At 69.1% G+C, this 298-nt stretch carries 1 protein-coding gene; it reads left to right on the top strand.

Going from position 1 to position 298, the window contains the following annotated elements; all coding sequences use genetic code 11:
• Positions 1 to 298, top strand: a 298-nt coding sequence (locus tag WU80_RS25035; RefSeq protein ID WP_197281373.1) for an MCE family protein, incomplete at both ends; no start/stop codon positions are given.

Below are 298 nucleotides of genomic sequence, written 5' to 3'. Positions count from 1 at the left end.
GACCGGGCTGGGCGACAGGTTCGGCCAGTCGGTGGTCAACGCCAACGCGATCCTCGATGACGTCAATCCGCAGATGCCCCAGGCGCGCCGCGACATTCAGCAGCTGGCCGGGCTGGGCGACACCTACGCCAACGCCGCGCCCGACCTGATCGATTTCCTGAACGACGCGGTGGTCACCTCGCGCACCATCAACGCGCAGCAGAAGGATCTGGATCAGGCGCTGTTGTCGGCGGCCGGGTTCGGCAACACCGGCGCCGACATCTTCAACCGGGGCGGGCCGTACCTGGCGCGCGGGGCC

This window comes from Mycobacterium sp. UM_11 (assembly GCF_001414075.1).
Lineage (GTDB): Bacteria > Actinomycetota > Actinomycetes > Mycobacteriales > Mycobacteriaceae > Mycobacterium.
This window is presented reverse-complemented; position numbering and strand designations above follow the sequence as displayed.